Source organism: Jiangella ureilytica, from assembly GCF_004348545.1.
GTDB classification, from domain to species: domain Bacteria; phylum Actinomycetota; class Actinomycetes; order Jiangellales; family Jiangellaceae; genus Jiangella; species Jiangella ureilytica.
This window is the reverse complement of the sequence record NZ_SMKL01000095.1, coordinates 1-19812: the sequence shown is the minus strand read 5'-3', so window position 1 is coordinate 19812 and position 19812 is coordinate 1. Positions and strand designations below refer to the sequence as shown.

Genomic DNA, 19812 nt, shown 5'->3' with positions numbered 1-19812 from the left:
GTCGGGATCGACGGCGACGGCGCTGACGCGGGCTCGTCCTCGCCGCTGCAGGCCGCCGCCGTCAGCACGAGGGCGGCCGCCGCCACGAGGCTGTACCCGGCCACACTGCATGGTACGTCCGAGCGGCCTGGACGGGTCTAGTCGCAGGGACGCTCCGCGCTGGTGGCGTACGTGCCGGTGGTTCCCTCGGTCACCAGGTGCTCGACGGCGGCCAGCAGCCGGTCGACGTCGTCGGCGGTGGAGCCGAGCCCGAAGCTGGCCCGCAGCGCAGCGCCGTCGGCGCCCAGCTTGGACAGCAGCGGGTGCGCGCAGAACCGGCCGTCGCGCACACCGATGCCGTGCTCGGCGGAGAGGTACTCCGCCACCTGCCGGGCCGGGTAGCCGTCGACGGTGAAGGCGACGACACCGATGGCCGAGCCGCTGTCGGGCCACAGCCGCAGCGTCCGCACGCCCTCGATGCGGTCCAGGCCGGCCAGCAGCCGCCGGCGCAGCGCCGACTCGTGCACCTCGGCGCAGCCCTCGGGCAGGGCCGCGATCGCCTCGCAGGCGCGCGCCAGCGCCGCGGCGCCGATGACGTTCGGCGAGCCGCCCTCGTGGCGCGCCGGCGCCGGCGCCCAGTCCGTCGCCGTCAGGGTGACCTCGCGGACGGCGCCGCCGCCGGCCAGGTACGGCGGGGCGGCGTCGAGCCAGTCGCGCCGGCCGACCAGGACACCGGCGCCGAACGGGGCGTAGAGCTTGTGGCCGGAGAACGCGACGTAGTCGATCTCGCCGGCGACGACGTCGATGCGGCGGTGCGGCGCGAGCTGCGCGGCGTCGACGACGATGCGCGCGCCGTGGCGGTGCGCCAGTCCGGCCAGCGCTCCGAGGGGCAGCTGCTCACCGGTGACGTTCGAGGCGCCGGTCACGGCGAGCAGCGCGGCCGGGCGGCGGGCCAGCTCGACCTGGAGCCGGCTCAGCGTCTGCGCCAGCGTCGAGGCGGCCTCGACGACCCGGTGCGCCCGGCGCTGCCAGGGAAGCAGGTTCGCGTGATGCTCGATGTCGAGGACCACCACCTCGCCACCGTCGGGGACGCAGCCTGCCAGCAGGTTCAGCGCGTCGGTGGTGTTGCGCGTGAACACCACGACGTCGTCCGGGCGGGCGCCGACGAAGCGGGCGACGGTGCCGCGGGCGTCCTCGTAGCGCTGTGTCGACAGCTGGGAGGCGTAGCCGGCGCCGCGGTGCACGCTGGCGTAGGTCGGCAGGATCTCGGCAACGTGGTCGGCCACGGCCAGCAGCGCCGGCGCACTGGCGGCGTAGTCGAGATTGACGTAGCGGGTGTCGCCGCCGGTGGCCAGCGGCGCGCGCAGGTCGGCGCCGACCACGGGCAGCAGCGGCCGGGTGGGCGCGGCCGGCAGCGGGCTGGCCAGGACGGACGGCGTACAGGGCAGCTCGGTGACGGTCATGGCAGGGCCTCCGGGTCTCGGGGACCCGGGTGCGGGTCCGCGCTTGCCGCCTCGGTGCCGAGCCGGCCAGGTCGTCACCCGGGGCACCCCGCCGCGGAGGAGGGTTGCCGGCCAGCGAGCCGGGGCTTGGCGCTGGCGCTCATGACCTTTCGACCGCGAGCCTAACCGCAGGCCGCCACTGTCGTCCACCTGCTGAACGAAATCGTCCCGGATGATGAGAATTCCCAGGCCTGCCGGACCGGCTCGCGGTGGCCCGGCCCGGCGCGGCAGAATGCCGGAGACGTCCTGCCGAGAGAGTGGAACCACGTGTCCAAGCCCGCCCTGCCGTCCGTCCAGCAGCGCATCGCCGAGGAGATCGGCGTCCACGAGCACCAGGTCGGCGCCGCCGTCGCCCTGCTCGACGAGGGCGCCACCGTCCCCTTCATCGCCCGGTACCGCAAGGAGCGCACCGGCGGGCTCGACGACACCCAGCTGCGCACGCTGGAGGAACGGCTGCGCTACCTGCGCGAGCTCGAGGAGCGCAGGGCGGCGGTGCTGGAGTCCGTCCGCGAGCAGGGCAAGCTCGACGACGCCCTCGAGGCGCGGATCCTCCTCGCCGACACCAAGGCCCGGCTCGAGGACATCTATCTGCCGTACAAGCCGAAGCGGCGCACGAAGGCGCAGATCGCCCGCGAGGCCGGGCTCGAGCCGCTGGCCGGCGGCCTGCTCGCCGACCCCACACTGGACCCGCAGGCCGTCGCCGCGGACTACCTGAATCCCGAGGCCGGGGTCGACGACGCCGCCGCCGCGCTGGCCGGCGCGCGGGCCATCCTGGTCGAGCGGTTCACCGAGGACGCCGACCTCATCGGCACCCTGCGCGAGCAGGTGTGGGCCGCGGGGCGCATGACGGCGAAGGTGCGCGAGGGCAAGGAGACCGACGGCGCCAAGTTCGCCGACTACTTCGCCTTCGCCGAGCCGCTCACGAAGCTGCCGTCGCACCGGGTGCTGGCGATGTTCCGCGGCGAGAAGGAGGAGGTCCTCGACCTCACCGTCGACCCCACCGGCGACGACGGCTCCACCGCGGCCTACGAGGCCGAGATCGCGCACCGGTTCGGCATCCGCGACGAGGGCCGGCCCGCCGACGGCTGGCTCACCGACACCGTCCGCTGGGCCTGGCGCACCCGCATCCTGCTCCGCCTCGACCTCGACCTGCGCACCCGGCTGCGCGAGGCGGCCGAGGAAGAGGCGATCCGGGTGTTCGCCACCAACCTGCGCGACCTGCTGCTGGCCGCGCCCGCCGGCACCCGCGCCACGCTCGGCCTCGACCCCGGCTTCCGCACGGGCGTCAAGGTCGCCGTCGTCGACGCCACCGGCAAGGTCGTCGCCACCGACACCGTCTATCCGCACCAGCCGGCCAACCGCTGGAACGAGGCGCTCACCGCCCTGGAGCGGCTGGCCCGCGAGCACGACGTCGACCTGGTCGCCGTCGGCAACGGCACCGCGTCGCGCGAGACCGACAAGCTGGCCACCGACCTCGCGGCGCTGCGGCCCGGCCTGACCAAGGTCATGGTCTCCGAGGCCGGTGCGTCGGTGTACTCCGCGTCGGCGTTCGCCGCCCAGGAGCTGCCCGGCATGGACGTCTCGCTGCGCGGCGCGGTGTCCATCGCGCGGCGGCTGCAGGACCCGCTGGCCGAGCTGGTCAAGATCGACCCGAAGTCCATCGGCGTCGGGCAGTACCAGCACGACCTTCCCGACTTCGCGCTGTCCCGCTCGCTCGACGCCGTCGTCGAGGACTGCGTCAACGCGGTCGGCGTCGACCTCAACACCGCGTCGACGCCGCTGCTCAGCCGGGTCTCGGGCATCACGCCGGGACTGGCCGAGAACATCGTCGCCCATCGCGAGAACCACGGGCCGTTCCGCACCCGCACGGCGCTCAAGGAGGTCGCGCGGCTCGGCCCCAAGGCGTTCGAGCAGTGCGCCGGCTTCCTGCGCATCCCCGGCGGCGACGACCCGCTCGACGCCTCCGGCGTGCACCCTGAGGCGTATCCGCTGGTCCGGCGCATCGTCGACCGCTCGGGCGGCGACCTCGAGGGGCTGCTCGGCGACACGCGGAGGCTGCGCGAGTTCCGCCCGGCCGACTTCGCCGACGAGCTCTTCGGCGTCCCGACGGTCACCGACGTGCTGCGCGAGCTCGAGAAGCCCGGCCGCGACCCGCGCCCGTCGTTCCGCACCGCCACGTTCAGCGACGGCGTCGAGAAGCTCACCGACCTGAAGCCCGGCATGCGCCTCGAGGGCGTCGTCACCAATGTCGCCGCGTTCGGGGCGTTCGTCGACGTCGGCGTGCACCAGGACGGCCTGGTCCACGTGTCGGCCATGTCCAAGCGGTTCGTCTCCGACCCGCGCGAGATCGTCAAGCCCGGCGACGTCGTCCAGGTCAAGGTCATGGACGTCGATGTCGACCGCAAGCGCATCTCGCTGACGCTGCGCCTCGACGACGAGCCACCCGCACCCGGGCAGCGCGGCGGCGGACAGCCCCAGCCCCGCAACGGAGGCAGTCAGCCTCGGGGCGGTCAGCGCGGCGGCCGGTCGCAGGGCGAGCGCGACACCGCGCCGCCCGGCGGGGCCATCGCCGACGCGTTCCGCCGGGCGGGCTACGGCCGATAGCCGAGCTTGGGGTCGAACGCCGTGACCCAGAAAACCCCGTGCTCGGCGTCGTAGACGTGGATCATCGCGGTGCTGCCGGGACGCAGCGCCTCGAAGCCGTCGTGGCGGATCTCGATGACGACGGCGGTGCCGTCGGCGCCGGTGACCTCGGCCTGGCCGGCGTCGGGCCCGACGTCAGCGGTGCGCACCACGCAGACGCTGCCGACCAGGCGGGCCGGGTCGGCGACCGCGCCGGCCCGCAGGACCCGCCGGATCGGCACCGCCAGTAGCGCGGTGCCGGCGCCTGCCACCAGCAGCCCCAGCACGACGATGACCGCCGACGCCGCGACGCCCTGCGGCCGCACCGCGACGTCGCCGCCCCGGGCCAGGGCGCCGGCCATGGTGGCCAACCAGGCCAGCACGAGGAACACCGACCCGGAGACGTTGAGCGGGACGCCGTCGCCCGGCGGCGGGGTGGTGCCGCCGACCATCACCAGGAGCCAGTAGACGACCACGGCAAGGACGAGGAACGTGAACGGGACCGCCGGGAACGACATGGCGGCGTCGAAGAGATCGTTGATCGCCACCGTCCAGCCTCTCCCACGTGCAGGTGGTCCACGCGGACTATAGCTTCGCGACGGGCGGCCCCGCCGCGCATTTCCCGTAGCCGCCTAGGGTCGTCCCGTGGAGGTTGCCAGTGCGCGCGATGGTGTACGAGAGGTTTCGTGACCGGCCGGTCGTCCGCGACGTCCCGGAGCCGGCCTGTCCGCCCGGCGGAGCGGTCATCCGCGTCGAGGCCACCGGCCTCTGCCGTAGCGATTGGCACGGCTGGATGGGCCACGACGACGACGTCACGGTGCCGCACGTGCCGGGACACGAGCTGGCCGGCGTGCTCGCCGAGGTGGCGCCGGATGTGGCGGACCAGGGCTGGCGGCCGGGCGGGCGGGTCACCGTCCCGTTCGTCTGCGCCTGCGGCGACTGCGAGCAGTGCCGGGCCGGCGACCACCAGGTCTGCGTGCGCCAGACACAGCCCGGCTTCACCCACTGGGGCTCCTTCGCCGAGTACGTGGCGATCGACCACGCGGCGGTCAACCTGGTGCGCCTGCCCGACGACGTCGACGCCGCGACGGCGGCCGGGCTGGGCTGCCGGTTCGCGACGGCGTACCGGGCGGTCGTGCAGCAGGGCCGGGTCGCGGCCGGCGAGTGGGTGGCCGTGCACGGGTGCGGCGGGCTGGGGCTGTCGGCGGTCATGATCGCCGCGGCGCACGGGGCGCGGGTGGTCGCCGTCGACGTCGCTGCGCCGGCGCTCGAACTGGCCCGCACGGCCGGCGCCGCGGTGACGGTCAGCGCGAGCGGCGGGACCGACGTGGTGGCCGCGGTCCGCGACGCCACCGGCGGCGGCGCGCACCTCTCGCTGGACGCTCTGGGCAGCACGACGACCTTCCAGAACTCCGTGCGCGGGCTGCGCCGGCGCGGGCGGCACGTGCAGGCCGGACTGCTGGTGGCCGAGCACGCCGGCCAGGCGGTCGGCATGGGCCCGGTGGTCGCCCACGAGCTGGAGCTGCTGGGCAGCCACGGCATGGCGGCGCACCACTACCCGGCCATGCTGGCCGAGATCGCCGCGGGCACGCTGCGGCCGGACCTGCTGCTCGGCCGCGAGCTCACCCTCGAGGAGGGCGTCGACGCGCTGCTCGCGATGTCGGACGCATCGCCGACCGGCGTGACGATCCTGCGCCCGGCGGTGGTCGCGTGAGGGTCTTCGTCACCGGCGCGACAGGGTTCGTCGGCGCCGCGCGGGCGCTGCGCGAACGATCGGTGCGCGACCTGCTCGGCCGGCTGCCGGAAGGACCGTCCATCGAGGCGGACCTGGCCGAAGGGACCTACCGCCGGTTGCTCCCGCAATGATATGACTGCTGGAATGACCCGCAGACGACACAAGGTCATCGCCGCCGCCCTCACGTTCGCCGCCACCTCGGTCAGCGCCGCCGCGCCTGTCAGCGCCGCCGACGTCCGTGTCGCCGAGCCCACCATCGCCACCGGCCTGGGCTTCGACACCTGCACCGCGCCGTCGGTCGCCGCGCTCGACGCGTGGTGGGGGACGTCGCCGTACACGACGGTCAACATCTACTTCGGCGGCATCAACCGCGGCTGCCGGCAGCCGAACCTGACGCCGTCGTGGGTCCAGACCGTCAGCGGCCTGGGCTGGGAGCTCCTGCCCACGTACATGGGGCATCAGCCCAGCTGCATGCTGGGCAGCAAGGAGCACCGCTTCACCGAGGCCGACGCCACCGCCATCGGCGCCGCGAACGCACAGGACGCCCTCGCCCAGGCCGAGCACCTCGGGCTGCTGCCGGGCAGCGCGCTCTACGCCGACGTCGAGCACTACGACCGCAGCGACACCTCCTGCGTCACGGCCGTGCGGCACTACGTGTCGGCCTGGACGACCACGCTGCACGCCGCCGGCTACCTGGCCGGCGTCTACGTGCACCAGGACTCCGGGCTGCGCGACCTGTCCGCCGTCTACGACTCCCCGGAGTTCGCCCGTCCCGACGCCGTCTGGATGGCCCGCTGGGACGGCGACCCGGCGCTCACGGGCTGGCCGACGGCGCCCGACAGCCAGTGGCCGGACCACCAGCGCGCCAAGCAGTACCTCGGCGACCACGACGAGACGCACGGCGGGGTCACCCTCACCATCGACAGCGACTCGCTGGACGCTCCGGTCGCCACGGTCGCAGATCGGTAACACCCGCCGAAACCCCTGTTCAACAGGGCTTTCCCAGAGGACACTCGGTACCGGAGGACGGGGGGTCCACCATGAGCCGCTGGACGGGCATTCTCAGCAGAGCGGCCGGGGTCGCGGTCGGCGCGAGCCTCGTCGCCACGGCACTCGCGACACCGGCCGGCGGGTACCCCGCCACCCCCGGCAACTATCCCAGCGGCTCGTCGGCCACCATGGCCACGGGGCGCGGCTTCGACACCTGTACGGCGCCGTCGCTGGCCGCGCTGCAGGCCTGGCGGGCGTCGTCGTACCGCACGGTGAACATCTACTTCGGCGGCGTGAACCGCGGCTGCACGCAGCCCAACCTCACCGCCGCCTGGGTCCGCGGCGCGACGGCGGGAGGCTGGCGGCTGCTGCCCACCTACTTCGGCCGTCAGCCGTACTGCATGCTCGGCACCAAGCCGCACCGCTACACCGCGGGGACCGCCGGCTCGTTCGGCACCGCCGACGCGCAGGACGCCGTCGCCCAGGCCCGCGCGCTCGGCCTGCTGCCGGGCAGCGCGCTCTACGCCGACGTCGAGCACTACGACCGCCTGAACGCCGACTGCACGCTGGCGGTCCGCCGCTACGTCTCCGCCTGGACCGTCGCCGTCCACCAGGCCGGCTACCTGGCCGGCGTCTACGTGCACCAGGACTCCGGCCTGGCCGCGCTGTCCGCGTCGTACAACTCCGCCAGCTGGGCCCGTCCGGACGCCGTCTGGATGGCCCGCTGGGACGGCAACCCGGCGCTCACCGGCTGGCCGACGGCGCCGAACTCGCAGTGGGCCGGGCACCAGCGCGCCAAGCAGTACCAGGGCGACCACAACGAGACCTGGGGCGGCGTCACGCTGAACATCGACAGCGACTCCCTCGACGCGCCGGTCGCGACCGTCGCCCAGAGCTACCGGGTCACCAGCACGACGGCGCTCAACGCCCGCACCGGCCCGTCGACGGCGTACCCGGTGGCGCGCAGCATCGCCGCCGGCGCCACGGTCGCCGTCGTCTGCCAAGGCCACGGCCAGGCGGTCGGCACCAGCGCGGTGTGGAACCGGCTCACCGACGGCAGCTGGGTCACCGACTACTACGTCTCGACGCCGTCGAACACCACCTTCTCGAGCGCGCTGCCGCGGTGCACCTATCCCGGCCAGGTGACGAGCACGACGTCGCTGGTCGCCCGGGTCGGCCCGGGCACCAACTACGCGGCCTCCGGCGCGGCCCTGCCGCCGGGCGCCCTGGCCTACGTCATGTGCCAGGGCCTCGGCTCGCTGGTGGGCACCAGCCGGGTCTGGAACCGGCTGCACGACGGGCGCTGGGTCAGCGACTACTTCGTGGGCAACCGGTCCGCCAACACCTGGAGCGCACCGGTGCCGCGCTGCCCGTGACCGTGTTCGGGCTGCGCGGTTCACCCCCGGGCTCTAATCTGTCGCTGCCAACTCTGTCGACCCCACGGAGGACCCTCATGGCAGGCAAGTTCGAGCTCTACAAGGACAAATCCGACCAGTATCGCTTCCGGCTGAAGGCCGGCAACGGCGAGACCATCGCCGTCGGCGAGGCGTACGCGAGCAAGAACGGCGCGCTCAACGGCATCGACTCGATCCGGCGCAACGCCGTGGACGCCGTCGTCGACGACCAGACCGACGACTGATCACGGCACGCCCGGACGAGCCCTGGCCCCGCACCCCGCGGGCCGGGGCTCTCGTCGTCTACCGTCGTCGTCCATGGCAGCCCTGCGCGAGATCGTGGTCGACTGCGTCCACGCCCCCGGCCTGGCCCGGTTCTGGACGGCGGTGCTCGACGGCTACGACGTCCTCCCCTACGACGACGCCGAGATCGACCGGCTGGCCGGTCTCGGCCTCACGCCCGAGACCGACCCGACGGTGGGGGTCGGCGGCCCCGGGCCGACGCTGTTCTTCCAGCAGGTGCCCGAGCGCAAGACGGTGAAGAACCGCGTGCACCTCGACGTCGAGGCGCCCGACCGCGAGGCCGAGGTGCAGCGGCTGGTCGCCCTCGGGGCGAGCGTGCACCGCGTCCACGAGCGGTGGACCACCATGCTCGACCCCGAGGGCAACGAGTTCTGCGTCTCCGAGCCCGACTGACCGGGGTCAGTCCGCCGCCGTCGCGGCCTCGGCCGCCCGCCGGCGCAGCGCCTGCCGGGCCGGCAGCAGCGTGGCGCCCAGCGTCAGCGCGAGCGCGGTGGCCACGACGCCCAGGTAGATCAGCGGCGAGCCCGACGGCGTCAGCGAGTCGGCCCGCGCCAGGCTGAACGGCACCAGCGTCGCGACCGAGGCGAGCGTCCCGAGCGCGATGCCGAGGGCCGCCACCAGCACGCCCTCGGCGCCGACCATCCGCATGACCTGCGCGCGGGTGGCGCCGGTGAGCCGCTGCAGCCCGAACTCGCGCCGCCGCGCGCCGGTGCTGGCGGAGAGGACGTTGATCACCGTGATCGCGGCATATGCGACGATCATGATGACGACGGTGTAGTTGGCGAACGCCAGGGTCCGCTGCTGGCTGCCGTAGTCGTCGAACAGCGCCGTGCGGCCGGCGACCGCCAGCCCGGGGGCCGCGGCGGCCAGCTCCTCGACGGCGGCGACGACGGCGTCCGGGTCGCCCTCGGCGGCCACCAGCACCTCGTGCGCCTCGCCGGCCGTGGTATGCGGCGCCAGCAGGTCCGCCGGCAGCAGCAGCGTGTCGTAGTCGTCGGCGGCGTCGAACGTCGCGGCCACCCGCACCGTCGCCGCGGCGCCGTCGCCCAGCCGCAGCGTCAGCTCGTCGCCGAGCCCGACGCCCAGGGAGCGCGCGTGGTCCGCGGCCAGCGCGACGGTCGATCCCGTCAGGCCGGTCAGTGCGCCGTCCACCGCCGTCACCGGGGTCGTCGCGGCCGCGCCCGCCGCCGTCACGCCCTGCAGGGTCCAGCCCTCGTCGCTCTGGGAGCCGTCGTGCGGCGACTCGACGAACCCGGTGCTGCGGACCAGCGCCGAGGCGCCGGCCACCCCGGGGAGGCCGGCGAGGCGGTCCACCAGCCCGGGACCGACGGGCTCGGCGGACGTCACGACGGCGTCGGCGACCAGCCCCCGGGCGAAGGCGTCGCGGTTCGCCGCGTCCTCGGTCGACTGCAGGTAGAGCGTGCCGGTGGCGATGCCGGTCAGCATGATGATCGGCGCGACGACGGCGGCCGTGCGGGACGTCCGGCCACGGGTGTTGAGGACCGCCAGGTGCCCGGAGACCCCGCCGGCGGCGCGGACGGGCCACTGCAGCAGCGCGGTCAGCGCCCGGATCAGCACCGGGCTGAGCAGCGCCATCCCGATGGCCCACAGGATCACCGCGGGACCGGCCGTGCTCGACGTCAGCGGGCCGCTCATGACGGTCACCGTGACCACGCCGAGCGCGATGCCGCCGCTCAGCGCCAGCATCCCGAACAGCCAGCGCCACGGGCTCATGCCGCGGGTGTCGAGGGCGGCCTCGGTGAGCGCCTGGGTGGGCCGGACGGCCGCCGCCCGGCGGCCCGCGATCAGCGCCCCGCCGACGGCCGCGACGAGCGCGGCGCCGACGGCCGCCACCACGGGGATCCAGCCCTGCCGGAACTCGATGCCCGCCGGGACGACGCCCGCGTCGGTCATCCGCTCGAACAGGAACTCGCCCAGGAAGCGGCCCGGCACCAGCGCCGCCGCCGTCGCCAGCAGCCAGAGCAGCAGCGTCTCGCCGAGCACCATGCGGCGCAGCTGGCCGGGCGTCGCGCCGGCCGAGCGGAGCAGCGCCAGCTCGCGGCCGCGCTGCTGGATCGAGAGCGCCAGCATCGACGCCACGCCGAACATCGACACCATGGTCGCCCAGCCGCCGAAGACGCCGGCCAGGGCGATCAGGTCCTCGCTGCCGGCCCGCGCCGGCAGCACCTCGGCCAGGCCGCGGTCGTCGCCGGTGAGCGCCGTGGCGGGCGCGCCGTCGAGCGCGGCGTCGATGCGCCCGCGCAGCTCGCCGGCCCCGACGCCCGGCTCGGCGGCCACCGCGATCGCGTCGACCGTGCCCGCGGGTGCCGGGGCGTCCAGGACGCGGCCCTCGGCAGAGGCCACGCCGTCGACGGCGGCGACCGTCGCGACCAGGTCGTCGTCGAGGCGCACCCGCTCGGGCAGCAGCGCCGACTCGTCGGTGCCGGGGATGTCGTAGCGCTGCTCTCCCGCGACGACGACGTCGGCCCCGGCCAGCTGCCGCGGCGGCACCGCGGTACGGATGCCGGTCTCCATCAGCCCGCCGCACGCCATCACGATGGCGGCGCCGAGCATCGTCGCCGCGAAGGCCGCCACGAAGGCACCCTTGCGATGGCGCAGGGACCGCACCGCCAGACCGAACATCGGTTGCTCCCGAGGACTCGTCGCGCCCGGTGCGCGACCTCGGGACCGACGCTACGGAACCGGCGGCCCGGCGCCCATGGCGCTGACCGCCGGCTTCACCGTGGGGCCAGCCCCACCTCAGGCTGATCCCTCGGATGTCGTCGGGCCAGGCATGACCATAGGCACGGTCACCCTGGCCTGGCGCGTTGCACCGACGACGTCGAGGAGGCCTCCGGCCCCCTCTCATCGCCGGTCTGCCCGGCCCTCCTTGCGCGGCGAGCCTGCCAGTCGGAGCGGAGCTGGCCCATGAGGATGGTGTCGACCCGCTCGCCGTCCCAGAGCAGCGCCTCGGGCAGCCGGCCCTCGACCACGAAGCCGGCCTTCTCATACGACCGCTGCGCCCGCGGGTTGAACGCGTAGACCTCGAGCCCCACGCGGTGCAGCCCGACCTCGTCGAACAGGTAGCCGAGCATGAGCGCGACGGCCTCGGGGCCGATGCCCCGGCCGCGGTACGACTCGACGAGGTCGATGCGGAAGCCGCCGGTCTCGTTGTCGGCGTCGATGTCGTTGACGGAGATGCCGCCCGCGTACCGGCCGGTGACGGCGTCCTCGATGGCCCAGTCGAGCCGGTCGTCCTGCTCGGCCCGGCTGGCGCAGTAGGCGTCGATCTCGGCCCGGGTGAACGTGCGGTGGGTGCCGGTGAGCCGGGCGGACTCGGGGTCGGACAGCGACTCGAAGACCGCGTCGGAGTGCTGCGGCCCCAGCGGGACCAGGCGGATGCGTTCGCCGGTGAGCGTGGGCGTGGCCGCGACGGCGGCTGCGTTGATCACGCGCCCTGTCTACCCGTCGCGGGGCCGCCGCGGCAACGCCTTTAGACTGGAGGGGAGAAAGGCGAAGGCCCCTCGGAGTAAGGGTCCGAGGGGCCTTCTCAGTCGACCGGAACCATCACGGCCGGGTGAACCGGCCGGATGCTCGCCACCTCCGATGACGGTGGCTCGAGTCGGCAAGGCTCACGGTTGCCCGTGGGTGCCTCGCAGCCCTTCCGATCTGCCGTCCGGCTCCGTCAGCCGCCCCGCGCATCGGAGTGCGGTTCGTCGGGTTGCCCCGACGCGGCGAACTGCCGTTATCCGTCCGGCCCGCCCTCGACTCCTTCGGTGCGTTCAGCCAGGTCACCCCGGCTTTCCGGCTCCGAACTCGTCGATGACGATGGAGTATTTCTAGTCCCGTCGCCCAGGTCGCACAAGAGGGTTCCGCCAAGATTTTCTCTACCTGGCACCACCCACAAGGCTGTCCACAAGTCGCTGAGCGCGAAGCGCCGCGTTACCCACACCCCTGTGCACAGAAATTGTGGACAACTTCGTGGATCAGCGCCGGTTGAGCACCCGCGTGACGGCCGCGACGACCGTCGTCGCGAGCACCGCACCGCAGAAGACGAGCCCGTAGGCGACCCACAGATCGAGGCCGCGCGGGTCCCAGGCGTTGTCCTGGCCGAGGCTCAGCAGCGGGATCAGCAGGTCCAGCGTGTAGCCGAACGGGTTGAACGTGGGGTGGACGTTCACCTCGACGGGGTCCAGCGTCCGGTCCCAGAAGTAGGCCGTGCCGAACACCAGCAGCCCGACGAACCAGAGCGCGGCCAGGCCCGGCCGGTAGCCGAACCCGACCGTGACGTCCTGCAGGTAGCCCCAGCCCTTCATCAGCAGCTGGCCCAGCGACGACGTGCCCAGCAGGTCGCGGCGGTGCCGGAGCCGGGCCAGCAGGACGGTGCGGGCCGCGGCGTCGTCGCCGGATCGCCGGTAGTGGTTGGCGAGCTGCTCGTACACCTGGTGCTGGTAGCCGGTGGGGTCGCGGCGCAGCCAGGCCAGCGCCGTCTCGACGTCGGCGTCGCCGGGGTCGTCGAACGTCAGGCCCGACAGCATGACCATCGAGGTGTCGGTGGGATCCATGACCAGCGTGCGGACCTCGGACTCGCGCAGGTCGACGGCGATCTCGCCGGCCGGCAGCTCGACGGTGCCGGCCTGCATCTCGGACAGGTCGACGACCGCCCGCCGGCCGCGCGCCGCCGGCACGGTCGCGATGCTGAGGTCGTTCATCAGCACGCGCCGGGCCACGACCGCCTCGTGCAGCGTGATCAGGGGCCGCACCTGCTCGGCCGCGTCCGCGCGACCGGCCGCCGCCGGCTCCTGGCTGATCGAGACCTGCTCGCAGGAGAGCTCGCCGATGTTCGCGCGGTCGAGGCGGACGTCGCCGACGATGGTCAGCGGCCCGTCCCGGTGGAGCGGCGCGAGCCGAGCTCGATCGCCCCGGACACCCGCAGGTTCGGCGCGAACACCGCGGTGCGGCCGGGGTTGCGCAGCGTCGTGCGGCCGCGGACCAGCAGCCGACCGGCCAGCACGGCCTCGGCCAGCGAGAACTGCCCGGTCAGCTCGACGTCGCGGCACTCGAGGTTGCCCTCGACCTTGAGCCCGGACGCCGCCACGACCTCCTCGACCGGGGTACGGCCGTCGGCGCGGACGCCGGTCTCGCCGTGCAGCGCCGTCAGCACCACGCTGAACCCGACCTCGGCCCGCCGCAGCGCCAAGCCGCCCGTGATCTCGGCCTCGCGGACGATCAGCGAGCCGCCCACCGTAATGCCGGCGACGTCGACGGCGAACCGTCCCGCGTGCCGGAAGCGGCCGCCGTCGACGATGAGGTCGCCACCCACCCGCGAGCGCGCCACGACGACCGCGCCGTCGACGTCGAGCCCGGTCAGCCGGAACACCCCGCAGGTGACGTCGGGGAGCAGCAGCGCCGTCTGGCCGGGCGCAGCGAACTCGGCGTGGCGCAGGCTGAGCCCGGCCGCGAACGTCGACCCGGTGAGGCGCAGCGCGCCCCGGAAGACGCCGCCGTCGACCAGGAACTCGTCGGACATGGTCTGGATGGCGCTGAACACGATGGGCCCGTCGGTGGAGCCGACCCCGTGCCCGGCCAGCGTGGACCCGCTGAGCACGAACCGGCGGCGCACGTGCGCCTGGTCGAACGAGACGGTGCCCTGGATCTCGGCGCGCTCGATCGAGACCTTGCCGCCCACCTGCACGCCGGTGCCGTCGAGCACCCGGTGGTCGGGCCGGCGCAGCACGGCGCCGTCGAGCACGAGGTCGCCGCCGACCTTGCCGTCGCGCATGACGATGCCGCCGTCGGCCCAGAAGCCGCCGAGGTCGGAGGAGTACGGGTCGTTGCCCACCACGAAGTCGCCGCGGACCTCGATGCGCGGCGCGATGAGCGCGTTGCCGTCGGGGTTGTAGATCTGCGCGCCGGTCAGCACGACGCTGTCGGCGACTGCCGCCGTGAGCCGCACGGCGCCGTCGCAGACCATGCCGCGGGCGGTGAAGCGGCCGTCGACGCGCAGCCCGATGGCGTCGACGCCCATGCCGGAGGACTCGATGTAGGCACCGCGCAGCAGGACGTCGCTGCGCACCCGCGCCTGGAACAGCCGAAGCTGGCCCTGGATCCGCGCGCCGTCCATGGCCAGGCTCTTGCCGAGGTCGGCGTGGGCGAGGTCGATGTCGCCGCGGCAGCGGAACCGGCGCCCCAGCACGAGTCGCTCACCGATGACGGCGCGCGACGCGGCCAGCGCGCGGTAGCCACCGTCGAGGTGCGCCCCGCCCAGGAAGACCGCGGCGCCGACCCGGATGCCCTTGATGTTGAGCCCGCCGCGCGCCGACAGCCGCTCGAGGTTGAGATCGCGCCGCACCGTCGCCGACTGCAGGCTGATCGCCCACGAGTCGTCCGGGTTGGTGACGCGGGTGCCGACCAGCCGCGCGGAGGTCGCCTCCATCTCGTCGAGCATGACGCGCCCCACCAGGCGCGCGCGGTCGGCCACCAGCGAGCCGACGGCGGCCCCGATGCCGACCAGCGCGTAGCCGCCGGGGTTGCTGATCTCGACGCCGCGCAGCGCGAGGGTGTCGCGGACCACGCCGCGCGGGATCAGCATGCGCCCGAGGATGCGCGCGCCGTCCTCGATCTCGATCCGGTCGGCCTCGATGTCGCTGGCCACCAGCGCGTCGCCGCCGGGGTTGGCCAGCACCGCGGCGTCGAACACGACGCTTCCGGCGATGGTCGCGTGTCCGAGGTCGACGGTGCCGCTGCAGCGCACGCCGTGGCCCTGAACGCCGCCCGCGACCAGCCGCCTGGCGTCGAGGGCGACGCCGTGCCGGTTGCGCAGGACGGCGTCGGTGAGGTCGACCCGGCCGGACACCGTCGCGCCGGACAGCACGACGGGCCCGCGGGCCCGCGCGCCGACCAGACTCAGTCCGCCGTCGACGCGCAGCCGCTCGGCGTTGACCGCCTCGCCCGACGACGCGAACATCCGGGCCCGGGTGAGCAGGAGGTCACCGCCGACGCTGAGGTTGCGCGCGTGCACCAGCGTGGCGTGGCCGGTGAACCGGCTGTCCTCGAACGACGCCGACCGGTGCACATGGGTGTCGACCATGCTGACGGAGCCGACGAGGCACTCGCGGACGGCGATGGCGTTCTGCACGTCGACGGACTGGGTGCGCAGGTCCGGCACGCGGCAGCGGATCAGCTCGACGCCGGCGGCGGTCAGCTCGGCGAGCATCAGGATGTCGTCGATCCAGCACATGTCCAGCCGCAGCGGCCGCTCGAGGCGGCCGTAACGCAGCTGCAGGCCGCCGGTGACACGCGCCCCGGTGAGCCGGACGGCGGCGCCGGGCACGCCGCCGGTGTCGCGCAGCAGCTCGTCGATGATCCGGGCCCGGACGGTGCGCGACTCGTCCCAGGCGTCGGCGGACTCGACGGACCGAGGATCGATGTCGCGCCCGAGGTCGGCCTCGCCGCCCCGCGCCACGGCCGACCGCAGCGCCGACTCGGCACGGCTGAGCCTGTCGCGCACCCTGCCTCCCGGTCCGGCCATCTCACCCTCGCCGTTCTCGGTGATCAATGTAACGGGTGTGGCAATGCGGACGTATGGGGATCGACCATCTCGAACCGATTCCGGCGATACGCCGTGTCGTTACGCGCAGTTCATCCACCGATGCGATAAGAATCGTGAAGACCCCTCGGCGTAAGGGTCCGAGGGGTCTTCTACCTGCACGTACACCGGCGCAGACGGGTCGATACGCTCCGTGACCCACAGGTTGTGGATCACTTGTGGAAAGCCGCGCCGAACCGTGACAAACGACGCCGCACCTCGTTTCCTTCCCCCCGGGGGACTCACTCCCGTTGAGACCTTGCGGTCGGCCCCGCCCGGTCAGCCCGCCGCCACCGCCTGCAGTCCGAACCCGCTACCGGTCTCGAGCGAGAGCCGGTCGCCGGTGATCGAGAACAGCGCCTCTCCCTCGAGCACCGCCAGCACGATGTCCTGCACGTAGGCGGCGCCGCCGGTGCATCCGGCGTCGCTCACCACGACGTCGGCGAAGGCGATGGTGTCGCCGTCGACGGTGGCCGTGCCGCTGACGTCGTTGCAGCCGGTGAAGCCGGAGACGGTGCCGTCGTCGAAGCGCAGGTGCGCGGTGAAGCCGGCCGGCATGGACGACGCCGTCTCGCCGTCGGAGAGCCCGTCGACGTCCCACTGCCGCCCGGTGAGCTCGACCGGCGGCTCGAGCACGGCGAGGTCGGTCATGGAGACCACGGTGTCACCGGCGGTGAGCACGAACGTGTTCTCGTCGGTGAGCTCCCAGGTGGGCTCCGCGGACAGCAGGTCGCGAAGCCACTGGTCGGCCTCCATGCGCTCGCCGGGGCAGCCCATCTCGGTCATGGCGAGGCCGTCGCCGGTGTCGAGCCGGCCGCCGTCGAGCGACACCGGCCCGTTGGTGCTGTTGCAGCCCGCGGAGGCCAGCAGCCGGCCGTCGTCGGTGAACTGGAGGTTCAGCGGGCCGCCCCCCGGAACGCCGATGTCCTCGGTGGAGACGAACGTGCGGCCGGCGAGCGCCCCGGTGTCGCCGACCGTGCCCGAGCCGTCGCCGTCGTCGCCCGCCGCGGTGTCGCCGCAGCCGGCCAGGAGCAGAGCGACGCCCAGCAGCGGGAGGACGGCTGCTGGGCGTCGCATGTCAGCCGAGGTCCGTGGACGGGGCGTCGGACGCCGACAGGCTGAGGGTGTCGCCCTCGGCGTTGGTGACCGTGAGCACGTCGCCGGCGACCTCGACGGTGACGTCGCCGTTGAGCACCTGCAACATCGAGGAGTCGATCTGGCCGAGCTCGCCCGAGCAGCCGCGGCGGGTGGAGATGAGCGGCGCGAAGCTGATGCTGGAGTCGCTCACCTCGGCCGACCCGCTGAAGCCGTTGCAGCCGGTGGAGCCGGTGACGTCGCCGTTCTCGTCGATCTGGAAGTAGGCGTCGGCGTCGGCCGGCCGCTCGAGGGTGGCCTCGGCGGTGGTGACCTCGTTCAGCACCCAGCGGCTGCCGACGATCGGCACGGCCGGCTCGGTGGAGCCTTCGGATTCGGAGGAGTCGCCGGGGACCGCGGTGGTGTCGTCGCCGGCATCGTCGCTGCCACAAGCCGCCAGCAACGCGAGGCCGGCCACCGCGGCGAGAGTTCCTAGTCGTCGCATGTCCATGGGACGGATGCGGGCCGCCGGGCGTTCCTGGGTTGCGCGAAGTTACCGACTAGTAGCACCATGGGGTTACTCGCCGGTAGTAAATTGCGACGGAGGATGCGATGGGCCACTACAAGTCCAACCTGCGCGACATCGAGTTCGCGCTGTTCGACGTCTTCGGCAGCGGCGAGCAACTGGGTGGCGGACGGTACGCGGAGTTCGACACCGACACCGTGCGCAGCATCCTGGCCGAGGTCGACCGCATGAGCCGCGAGGACCTCGCCGCGTCGTACACCGACTCCGACCGCAACCCGCCGGTCTACGACCCCGCCGAGCGCTCGGTCACGCTCCCCGAGTCGTTCAAGAAGAGCTTCGCCACGCTCATGGACTCCGAGCTGTGGCGCTTCGCCCTGCCCGAGGGCCTGGGCGGCACGCCGCTGCCGCCGTCGGTGTTCTGGGGCGCGGCCGAGCTCATCCTCGGCTCCAACGCCGCCGCCTGGATGTACGCGTCGGGCCCGTCGTTCGCCAGCGTCATCTGGCGCAACGGCACCGAGGCGCAGAAGCGCATCGCCGAGCTCATGATCGAGCGCGGCTGGGCGGCCACCATGGTCCTCACCGAGCCCGACGCCGGCTCCGATGTCGGCGCCGGCACCACCAAGGCGTTCCCGCAGGACGACGGCACCTGGCACATCGAGGGCGTGAAGCGGTTCATCACGTCCGGCGAGCACGACATGAGCGAGAACATCGTCCACCTCGTGCTGGCCCGGCCGGTGGGCGTCGACGGCGCGGGCGGCCCCGGCACCAAGGGGCTGTCGCTGTTCATCGTGCCGAAGGTGCGGTTCGACCCGTCGACCGGCGAGCTGGGCTCGCGCAACGGCGTCTACGCCACCAACGTCGAGAAGAAGATGGGCCTCAAGGTCTCGACCACGTGCGAGCTCTCGTTCGGCCGAGACACGCTTTCCAGTCGAGGCCGCGACTCGGATGGCGACGGCGAGCCCGCGGTCGGCTGGCTGCTCGGCGACGTCCACGACGGCATCGCGCAGATGTTCCAGGTCATCGAGTACGCCCGCATGATGGTCGGCACGAAGGCCATCGCTACCCTCTCGTCGGGCTACCTCAACGCGCTCGAGTACGCCAAGGAGCGGGTCCAGGGCGCCGACCTCACCCGGGCCACGGACAAGACCGCGCCGCGGGTCACCATCACCCACCACCCCGACGTCCGCCGCTCGCTCATGACGCAGAAGGCGCACGCCGAGGGCATGCGGGCACTGGTCCTCTACACCGCCACCATGCAGGACCGCGTGGCCGCGGCAGCCGCGCGCGGCGAGACCGACGAGACCGCCGAGCGCGTCAACGACCTGCTGCTGCCCATCGTCAAGGGCTACGGGTCCGAGCGCTCCTGGGTGCTGCTGGGCTCGGAGTCGCTGCAGACCTTCGGCGGCTCCGGCTTCCTGCAGGACTACCCGCTCGAACAGTACGTCCGCGACGCCAAGATCGACACGCTGTACGAGGGCACCACCGCCATCCAGGGCCAGGACTTCTTCTTCCGCAAGATCGTCCGCGACAACGGCCAGGCCCTCGGCTGGCTCTCGCAGCAGATCCAGCAGACCGTCGACGACGAGCTCGGCGGCGGCCGGCTGAAGGTCGAGCGCGAGCTGCTGGCCAAGGCGCTGGCCGACGTGCAGGGCATCCTCGGCACCATGGTCGGCTTCCTCATGTCAGCCGACGTCCGCACCGAGGGCGGCGACGTCCGCAACGTCTACAAGGTCGGGCTCAACACCACCCGCCTGCTGCTGGCCGCCGGCGACCTCGTGGTGGCGTGGCTGCTGCTGCGCCAGGCCGCCGTGGCCCTGACCAAGCTCGACGACGAGACGTCGCCGCGCGACCAGGCCTTCTACGAGGGCAAGGTCGCGGCCGCCCAGTTCTTCGCCCGCCAGGTGCTGCCCCGGCTGGCCGCCGAGCGCGCCGTCGCCGAGGCCACCGACAACTCGCTGATGGACCTCGACGAAGCAGCCTTCTGACCCCACCGCGGCGACACCTCGCCGTCCCGCACGCCGGCCCTCGGACCGTCCCACCCACGGTCCGGGGGCCGTCGCCTTGCCCTCCCGCCCCGCCCCGGCCCGTTGATCTTGGAG

The 19812-nt window shown here is 73.5% G+C and carries 16 protein-coding genes and 1 riboswitch; of the genes, 8 read left to right on the top strand and 8 right to left on the bottom strand.

Features of this window, described 5'->3' with window-relative positions; translation table 11 throughout:
- Positions 1-137 precede the first annotated feature (137 nt).
- Complete coding sequence (locus tag E1212_RS26655; protein ID WP_131988156.1) at positions 138-1442, bottom strand: aminotransferase class V-fold PLP-dependent enzyme; 1305 nt, start codon at positions 1440-1442, stop codon at positions 138-140.
- A 34-nt stretch (positions 1443-1476) separates the two neighbouring features.
- Positions 1477-1589: riboswitch (SAM riboswitch) on the bottom strand.
- 159 nt (positions 1590-1748) lie between these two features.
- Between E1212_RS26655 and E1212_RS26650 the strand changes: the two genes are divergently transcribed.
- On the top strand, positions 1749-4085 hold the full coding sequence (locus tag E1212_RS26650; protein WP_275296210.1) for a Tex family protein: 2337 nt from the start codon (positions 1749-1751) through the stop codon (positions 4083-4085).
- On the opposite strand, the gene E1212_RS26645 is transcribed toward E1212_RS26650, so the two are convergent.
- A complete protein-coding gene (locus tag E1212_RS26645; protein WP_131988154.1) occupies positions 4073-4651 on the bottom strand; it encodes a hypothetical protein in 579 nt (192 codons plus the stop codon). The genes E1212_RS26650 and E1212_RS26645 overlap by 13 nt on opposite strands.
- 110 nt (positions 4652-4761) lie before the next feature.
- Between E1212_RS26645 and E1212_RS26640 the strand changes: the two genes are divergently transcribed.
- From E1212_RS26640 to E1212_RS26620, 6 genes are all read left to right on the top strand, one after another.
- On the top strand, positions 4762-5817 hold the full coding sequence (locus tag E1212_RS26640) for a zinc-dependent alcohol dehydrogenase family protein (protein ID WP_131988152.1): 1056 nt from the start codon (positions 4762-4764) through the stop codon (positions 5815-5817).
- Positions 5814-5969 carry a hypothetical protein gene (locus E1212_RS29710; RefSeq protein ID WP_162605641.1) on the top strand — a complete coding sequence of 52 codons (156 nt, stop codon included), beginning with the start codon at positions 5814-5816 and terminating at the stop codon, positions 5967-5969. The genes E1212_RS26640 and E1212_RS29710 overlap by 4 nt, the downstream gene beginning before the upstream one ends.
- A 13-nt stretch (positions 5970-5982) precedes the next feature.
- Positions 5983-6807, top strand: coding sequence for a glycoside hydrolase domain-containing protein (locus tag E1212_RS26635; RefSeq protein WP_131988150.1), 825 nt, complete (start codon positions 5983-5985; stop codon positions 6805-6807).
- A gap of 71 nt (positions 6808-6878) precedes the next feature.
- Entirely contained in the window at positions 6879-8204 is a 1326-nt protein-coding gene (locus E1212_RS26630; protein ID WP_131988148.1) for a glycoside hydrolase domain-containing protein, read from the top strand.
- 77 nt (positions 8205-8281) lie between these two features.
- Positions 8282-8467, top strand: coding sequence for a YegP family protein (locus E1212_RS26625; RefSeq protein ID WP_131988146.1), 186 nt, complete (start codon positions 8282-8284; stop codon positions 8465-8467).
- A 73-nt stretch (positions 8468-8540) separates the two neighbouring features.
- The gene (locus tag E1212_RS26620; protein WP_131988144.1) at positions 8541-8918 is read left to right on the top strand and encodes a VOC family protein; all 378 of its coding nucleotides are present in this window, start codon (positions 8541-8543) and stop codon (positions 8916-8918) included.
- A 6-nt stretch (positions 8919-8924) separates the two neighbouring features.
- On the opposite strand, the gene E1212_RS26615 is transcribed toward E1212_RS26620, so the two are convergent.
- The 6 genes from E1212_RS26615 to E1212_RS26590 all read right to left on the bottom strand — a co-directional run bounded on the left by E1212_RS26615 (position 8925) and on the right by E1212_RS26590 (position 17698).
- Complete coding sequence (locus tag E1212_RS26615; protein ID WP_131988142.1) at positions 8925-11168, bottom strand: ABC transporter permease; 2244 nt, start codon at positions 11166-11168, stop codon at positions 8925-8927.
- A gap of 167 nt (positions 11169-11335) precedes the next feature.
- A complete protein-coding gene (locus E1212_RS26610; protein WP_131988140.1) occupies positions 11336-11977 on the bottom strand; it encodes a GNAT family N-acetyltransferase in 642 nt (213 codons plus the stop codon).
- Positions 11978-12511: 534 nt separating this feature from the next.
- On the bottom strand, positions 12512-13288 hold the full coding sequence (locus E1212_RS26605) for a membrane-associated oxidoreductase (protein ID WP_131988138.1): 777 nt from the start codon (positions 13286-13288) through the stop codon (positions 12512-12514).
- A 113-nt stretch (positions 13289-13401) separates the two neighbouring features.
- Complete coding sequence (locus E1212_RS26600) at positions 13402-16035, bottom strand: hypothetical protein (RefSeq protein WP_131988136.1); 2634 nt, start codon at positions 16033-16035, stop codon at positions 13402-13404.
- A 357-nt stretch (positions 16036-16392) separates the two neighbouring features.
- Positions 16393-17190, bottom strand: coding sequence for an META domain-containing protein (locus E1212_RS26595; protein WP_131988134.1), 798 nt, complete (start codon positions 17188-17190; stop codon positions 16393-16395).
- 1 nt (position 17191) lies between these two features.
- The gene (locus E1212_RS26590) at positions 17192-17698 is read right to left on the bottom strand and encodes an META domain-containing protein (RefSeq protein ID WP_131988132.1); all 507 of its coding nucleotides are present in this window, start codon (positions 17696-17698) and stop codon (positions 17192-17194) included.
- Positions 17699-17799: 101 nt separating this feature from the next.
- Here E1212_RS26590 and E1212_RS26585 point away from each other — a divergent pair, with 101 nt between their 5' ends.
- Positions 17800-19698: an acyl-CoA dehydrogenase gene (locus tag E1212_RS26585; RefSeq protein WP_131988130.1), complete on the top strand. Its 1899-nt coding sequence runs from the start codon at positions 17800-17802 to the stop codon at positions 19696-19698.
- The last annotated feature ends 114 nt before the right edge of the window (positions 19699-19812 follow it).

Coding starts and splice junctions, on each gene's coding strand:
- E1212_RS26655 (WP_131988156.1), bottom strand. CDS start 1,442: ATGACCGTCACCGAGCTGCCCTGTACGCCGTCCGTCCTGGCCAGCCCG.
- E1212_RS26635 (WP_131988150.1), top strand. CDS start 5,983: ATGACCCGCAGACGACACAAGGTCATCGCCGCCGCCCTCACGTTCGCC.
- E1212_RS26630 (WP_131988148.1), top strand. CDS start 6,879: ATGAGCCGCTGGACGGGCATTCTCAGCAGAGCGGCCGGGGTCGCGGTC.
- E1212_RS26625 (WP_131988146.1), top strand. CDS start 8,282: ATGGCAGGCAAGTTCGAGCTCTACAAGGACAAATCCGACCAGTATCGC.
- E1212_RS26620 (WP_131988144.1), top strand. CDS start 8,541: ATGGCAGCCCTGCGCGAGATCGTGGTCGACTGCGTCCACGCCCCCGGC.
- E1212_RS26615 (WP_131988142.1), bottom strand. CDS start 11,168: ATGTTCGGTCTGGCGGTGCGGTCCCTGCGCCATCGCAAGGGTGCCTTC.
- E1212_RS26595 (WP_131988134.1), bottom strand. CDS start 17,190: ATGCGACGCCCAGCAGCCGTCCTCCCGCTGCTGGGCGTCGCTCTGCTC.
- E1212_RS26590 (WP_131988132.1), bottom strand. CDS start 17,698: ATGGACATGCGACGACTAGGAACTCTCGCCGCGGTGGCCGGCCTCGCG.
- E1212_RS26585 (WP_131988130.1), top strand. CDS start 17,800: ATGGGCCACTACAAGTCCAACCTGCGCGACATCGAGTTCGCGCTGTTC.